Genomic DNA, 5,612 nt, shown 5'->3' on the forward strand with positions numbered 1-5,612 from the left:
CCCCGAGACCGTCGGTCTCGGGGCGTCGCGTGTGCTCGGGAGGGCGTACCCGGGGGTCCTAGCGGTGGAGCAGGGCCTCCAGCCTGGGCACGATGTCCTGCGGCGTCGGGAGGGTGGAGATCTCCTTGGCCAGGAACCGCGTCCGCTCGGTGTAGCTCGGCTCCTCCAGGAGTTCACGGCAGGCGGCGGCGATGGTCTCGCCGGGCGCCTTGTCCGGGGCATCGGCCACCGGCCACAGCGTCTTGCCGGCGCCGAAGTCGCTGATGGCCTTGGCGATGGCCTCGCGGTGGTAGTTCGGCGGGAACTCCGGCGGGTTCTCCGGGATGATCAGCTGCGGCACGCCGTTGGCCATCAGCGTCGTGGCCGTGGTCGCGCCACCGTGGTGGACGGCCAGGTCGCAGGTGGCCGCGGCCACGTCCATGGGGATCCAGCCGACGCGGGCGTCGCCCAGGTCCGCGCCGAAGCGTTCGGCCGCACCCGGGGACGCGGCGATCAGGACCTCGGCGTTCTGCTTGTTCAGCTCGCTGACCAGCAGCGGCATGGACCAGCCCGGGTCGCGGAACATCAGGCTGCGGAAGCCCGAGGTGATCAGGACACGGCGACGGCCCTCCGGGCGGGTGTACATCCACCGCTCCAGACGGCGCTGCGGGTTGCTGGGGATCCACCGCAGCGGCTGGGCGTCCGGGTCGTGCGCCGGGCGCAGCGACGGAGGGGTGGAGTCGAGGAGCAGGTCGGGCTTGAGCAGCCCGTCCACGCCCAGGCGCTCCAGCTCGGGGCGGAGCTCGGCCTCGGCGCCCGGGTCGATGCCCGTGAGCGGGATGCCCAGGTACTCGACGTGGCGGACGTACGGGACCTTGAGGTGGGCGGCGAGCAGCATCGCCGCGTAGCTCTGCGAGCTGCCCACCACCACGTCCGGCGTCCAGTCCTTGGCGAGCTCCAGCAGGGACTCGACGCCGGCGAGGCCCATCCGGGCGAAGCCGCGGCCCTGGCCGAACATCTCCTCGTCCCCGAGCTCACGGGGGAACCGCAGGCCCCGGCCCGGGTTCGTGATCCGCATGAAGTGGCGGATCGGGTCGACCGTGAAGCAGAACGTGGGAATTCCGATGGCTTCCGCCGTTTCCACCCACGGCTCGTGAGCGGCCAGCATGACCTGATGCCCCGCGTTCCGTGCGGCCGTCGCCAGTGGGGCGGCGGCATAGTAGGTGGCCTGGCTGCCTGTGGTGACGAACAGGATTTTCATGGCACTCCGGATGCTTTTCGTGAGTCACGGCCTGGCGTATGTGGGAACGGCTTCGATATTCCCCAAGGCGCGGTTTTTCTGTCAAACACCTTGAATTCGCGGGGTCGTGTTCGAATGAGGATCACGCGCAGTTGAACGGGCTGAACATCGCGCCCGGTTCGCCAGCCCTTCCGTCGTGGCAACATGTCGTACGGCGAATTCAGCCCCCAGCACACACATGACGTCGAAAGACGGTGACTCTTATGAACAACCTCATCTACAACGCCCGTATGGCTCTTCGGGACATCATGGAAGTCAACATCTTCACGCAGGGCAACGAGAAGGTGCACCTGACCGTCTTCCCCGACCTCGTCTGGGAGGGCACCGCGGAGACGCAGACCGACAAGGTCGTCCAGGAGGTGATCCGCCGGCTGCACGACATGGACATGGACATCGCCGGCGGCGAGACCGGCGTCCGCACCCTGATGGAGGGCCGTTCCGTCGAGATCGTCCGCAAGGCCGCCTGAGAACCGCCGCCGTGCCGCCGCGCCCGGCGGGGCGCCGGCGAACCGTCCCCGAGGAGGTAGGACGCTCGTGATAGCCCGTTACTCACTGCCCGAGATGGCGGAACTCTGGTCCGATCAGGCCCGCTACACCACCTGGGCCGAGGTGGAGGTCCTCGCCTCCGAGGCACAGGTGCTGCTCGGCCGGGTCCCCGAGGCCTCCCTCGTGGACATCCGGAGCGCCCGGGTGCCGGCGGCGGCGCGCGTCGCGGAGCTGGAGCGTGAGCGCGACCACGAGATCCTCGCCTTCCTCGCGGCCTTCTGCGAGGACATGCCGGACGACTCCGCCCGCTGGGTGCACCTCGGTATGACGAGCTACGACCTCGTGGACACCGCTCTCGGGCACACCCTCGCCCGCGCCTGCGACCTGCTGACCGGCGCCGCACGCCGGCTGCGCGCGGTGCTGGTCGAGAAGGCCGTCGCGCACTGGGACACGGCGTGCGTCGGCCGCACCCACGGTATGCACGCCGAACCCACCACCTTCGGCCACAAACTGGCCGGGTTCGCCTTCGCCGTCGACCGCTCGGTGCGAAGGCTGGAGGAGGCCCGTACACAGGTCGCCGTCGGCACGGTCTCCGGCTCCGTCGGGACGTACGCGCTGATCGACCCCTTCGTCGAGAAGCACGTCTGCGAGACCCTCGGCCTCGGTGTGGAGCCGGCGCCGAGCCAGGTCGTGGCCCGTGACCGGCACGCCCAGCTCGTGCAGGCGATCGCCACGCTCGGCGCCTGCGTCGAGCAGATCGCCGTCGAGATCCGGCTGCTCTCCCGCAGCGAGGTCCGCGAGGTCGAGGAAGCCCGCTCGACCGCGTACCAGGGATCGAGCGCCATGCCGCACAAGCGGAACCCGACGACCAGTGAGCGGCTCACCGGCCTCGCCCGGCTGCTGCGCGGCTACGCGGGGACGATGCTGGAGAACGTGGCGCTCTGGCACGAGCGTGACCTGTCCCACTCCTCCGTCGAACGGGTCGTCCTGCCGGACGCCTTCACGGTCGCCCACTACCAAGTGGTCTCGGCCACCGAGCTCGTCCGGGACCTCGACGTGCACCCCGGCCGGATGCGCGCCGCGATCGACCACACCGGCGGGCTCGCCTACAGTTCGGCGGTCCTCGCCGACCTGCTGGAGAGCGGGCATGAGCGGGAGCGGGCGTACCGGGTGATCCAGGACGCCGCGAACGGGGAGGACTTCCTCACCCTGCTCGGCCGCGAGGGCATCCGCACCGGTCCACTGGGGCCCGAGCGCTTCCTGGTACACCATGACGTCATCTACAAGCGATTGGAGCACCTTCGTGAGCTGGATCATTGAGCGGGAGAACGGTCCCGACCTCGATCTGGACGAGGTACTGAGGGTCTACCGCGAGTCCGGCCTCGGCGAGCGCCGGCCCGTCGACGAGACCGAGCGCATGGCCGCGATGGTCCGCAACGCCAACCTGGTCGTCACGGCCAGGGTCGACGGCGAGCTCGTCGGCATCGCCCGCAGCGTCTCGGACTTCGCGTACGTCACGTACCTCTCCGACATCGCCGTGGTCCGCGCCCACCAGCGCTCCGGCATCGGCCGCGAGCTGATCGACGCCACCCGCAAGGAGGCGCCGCAGGCCAAGATCGTGCTGCTGTCGGCGCCGGCCGCGACCGAGTACTACCCGCACATCGGCTTCGCCGCCCACAACTCCGCCTGGGTACTGAATCCCTGAGCGGAAACCGCGAGTGCCCGCCCCGTCCTTCCCCCGGCGGGGCGGGCACTCCGTGTTTCCACCGTCCGGTCAGTGATGGCCGCCGAGGTGCAGATGCGCGGCCGGGCTCACCACGAGCGGACGCATCATGTGCTGCTCGTGCTCCAGCATGTGGCAGTGGTGGACGCCCCGGCCGACGACCGGGAACCTGACGGCGACGCTGACCAGTTCGCCCGGGGTGCCGTCGGGGCCGGGGACGATCCGCCCGGCGGTCCCCACCCGGATGACATCCTTCTCGCCCGTCTCGTGCGCGTCGAGCGGGGCCGTCGCCCTGAACGTCACCGGCCGGCCGGTGCCCCGGGCCGCCCGGTCGAAGCCGGTCACGTCGTAGTGCTCGCGCGAGAGCACCTGGAAGTGGCCCAGATGCATGTGCATGGGGTGCGGGACACCGGTGAGGTTGAGGTAGTTCCAGATCTCCACGCTGCCTTGCGCGATGGTGAACGCGCGCCCGTCGTCGTACGCGTTCGACGTCGCGCGCAGCGTCCGCAGTGTCCCCTGGGCGTCCTGGACCTGCACGACGCCGGTCGTCGGAAAGGTGAGGCCGGCCGGATCGATCTCCTCCGCCTCCCACATCTCGGGGACGCCCGAGGAGCCGGGCCCGGTGATGAGGATCCAGCGGGGCGCGTGCCCGTGCGGCAGGTCCGCGTGCCCGACCCGTCGGAAGGAGTCCGAGAGGACGGCCGGCGGGGCGTAGGAGGTGTCCGGCCGGCGGTCGGCGACGCGGAACTGCATCACGTCGGGTTCGAGGAGGTCGTTCCTCCGGTCCGAGGCGCCGGGAGTGACCCCCTCGAAGGTGTTGACCAGCTTCAGGGTCCGGCCGCGGAAGGCGGTGAAGTCGACCAGGACCTCGGCCCGTTCGCCGGGAGAGAGGTTCAGGGCGCCGTCGACCGGGACCGGCCGGTCGAGCAGCCCCTGGTCGGTGCCGATCACCCGCAGCGCGCCCGGCACGGGCACCCCGTCCGCGAGCAGCATCAGCCGGTACATCCGGGAGTTGGCGGCGTTGACGATCCGGAAGCGGTACCAGCGCGGCTTCACCTCCAGATACGGCCAGACCACCCCGTTGACCAGGGTGTAGGGGGCGGCGTGAGCGCGCATCAGCCGCTGCGGGCCGATCATCTCCACCTTGTGCACCGAGCGGCCGGCCAGCGCGCCGGAGGCGTCCGTGTCGAAGTTCCGGTCGCTGAGGACGAGCGGCACGTCCTGACGGCCCTCGGGCAGGCCGAGCGCCGCCTCCTCCGCGGTGCGCGAGACGAGAAGGCCGGCGAGTCCGGCGTAGACGCTGAAGCGGCTCACGTGGTGGGTGTGGTCGTGGTACCAGAGCGTCGTCGATGCCTGGTCGTTCGGGTACGCGCTGAGCTGGACGTCCCCGGGGCCGATCAGGTTCTCCATCCAGCCGTCGTTGCCGCCGCCGGTGAGCATGCCGTGCAGGTGCACCGCGACCCAGGGCGGCAGATCGGCGACGCCCGCGACCTCCTGGCAGCCTTCCGTGCCCGGGTAGTTGGAGACCGGGTCGGCAGAGGGGCGGGGCTGGCCGAAGTCGACGGCCCTGACGGGCAGGTTCCCGGTCAGCCGGTTCTCCCAGGTGATCCGGAGCGGCCGGCCGGCGGCCGCGGCGATCGTCGGACCCGGGTACACGCCCTCGTAGGTCCACATCGGCACCGGCGGCAGCTCCGAGTGCAGCGTGACGTCGGCGGTGACCATGCGCACGGTCAGCTCGTCGTGGTCGCCCCTGTTGCGGGGCCGCAGCACGGGCGGTATCCGCAGCGGGTCCTTGAACTTGGTGAGCCGCAGCTCGGGTGCCGAGGGCTCAGGGCCGCCGGGCGCGGGCGGGGTGGCCGAGGCGGGCTGCAAGGGGAGGAGCGGGAGGGCCGCGGCGGCGAGCCCGAGGCCGGTGGCCGTACCGGCGCGGAGAAGGGAGCGGCGGTCGATCCCCGCCATGAGCGAGGTGCTGTTGTCCGAGGGTTCCATTCGGCCGACGGTAGGGTCGCCCAGTCGTGGGACGGTCGACTGCCGCTCCACCCGGCGGAGGGGGGGGGGGGGGAGAGGGGGGGAAAGACCGGTCGGGCCCTCCCCCGGGGGGGGGAGGGGGGGGGTGGGGGATTG

At 71.1% G+C, this 5,612-nt stretch carries 5 protein-coding genes; 3 read left to right on the forward strand and 2 right to left on the reverse strand.

Going from position 1 to position 5,612, the window contains the following annotated elements:
• Positions 1–58: 58 nt before the first annotated feature.
• Positions 59–1,240 carry a glycosyltransferase gene (locus ACFUJR_RS21815; RefSeq protein ID WP_383180880.1) on the reverse strand — a complete coding sequence of 394 codons (1,182 nt, stop codon included), beginning with the start codon at positions 1,238–1,240 and terminating at the stop codon, positions 59–61.
• 242 nt (positions 1,241–1,482) lie between these two features.
• On the opposite strand from ACFUJR_RS21815, the gene ACFUJR_RS21820 reads away from it, so the two are divergent.
• The 3 genes from ACFUJR_RS21820 to ACFUJR_RS21830 all read left to right on the forward strand — a co-directional run bounded on the left by ACFUJR_RS21820 (position 1,483) and on the right by ACFUJR_RS21830 (position 3,470).
• On the forward strand, positions 1,483–1,746 hold the full coding sequence (locus tag ACFUJR_RS21820; RefSeq protein ID WP_383180877.1) for a hypothetical protein: 264 nt from the start codon (positions 1,483–1,485) through the stop codon (positions 1,744–1,746).
• Positions 1,747–1,813: 67 nt separating this feature from the next.
• On the forward strand, positions 1,814–3,085 hold the full coding sequence (gene purB / locus ACFUJR_RS21825; RefSeq protein WP_383180874.1) for an adenylosuccinate lyase: 1,272 nt from the start codon (positions 1,814–1,816) through the stop codon (positions 3,083–3,085).
• Positions 3,069–3,470, forward strand: coding sequence for a GNAT family N-acetyltransferase (locus ACFUJR_RS21830; protein ID WP_383180871.1), 402 nt, complete (start codon positions 3,069–3,071; stop codon positions 3,468–3,470). The genes purB and ACFUJR_RS21830 overlap by 17 nt, the downstream gene beginning before the upstream one ends.
• 69 nt (positions 3,471–3,539) lie before the next feature.
• Here ACFUJR_RS21830 and ACFUJR_RS21835 read toward each other — a convergent pair whose 3' ends face one another.
• Positions 3,540–5,477 carry a multicopper oxidase family protein gene (locus ACFUJR_RS21835; RefSeq protein ID WP_383180868.1) on the reverse strand — a complete coding sequence of 646 codons (1,938 nt, stop codon included), beginning with the start codon at positions 5,475–5,477 and terminating at the stop codon, positions 3,540–3,542.
• Between the last annotated feature and the right edge of the window lie 135 nt (positions 5,478–5,612).

The sequence above is a fragment of the Streptomyces sp. NPDC057271 genome (assembly GCF_042668715.1).
Taxonomy (GTDB): domain Bacteria; phylum Actinomycetota; class Actinomycetes; order Streptomycetales; family Streptomycetaceae; genus Streptomyces.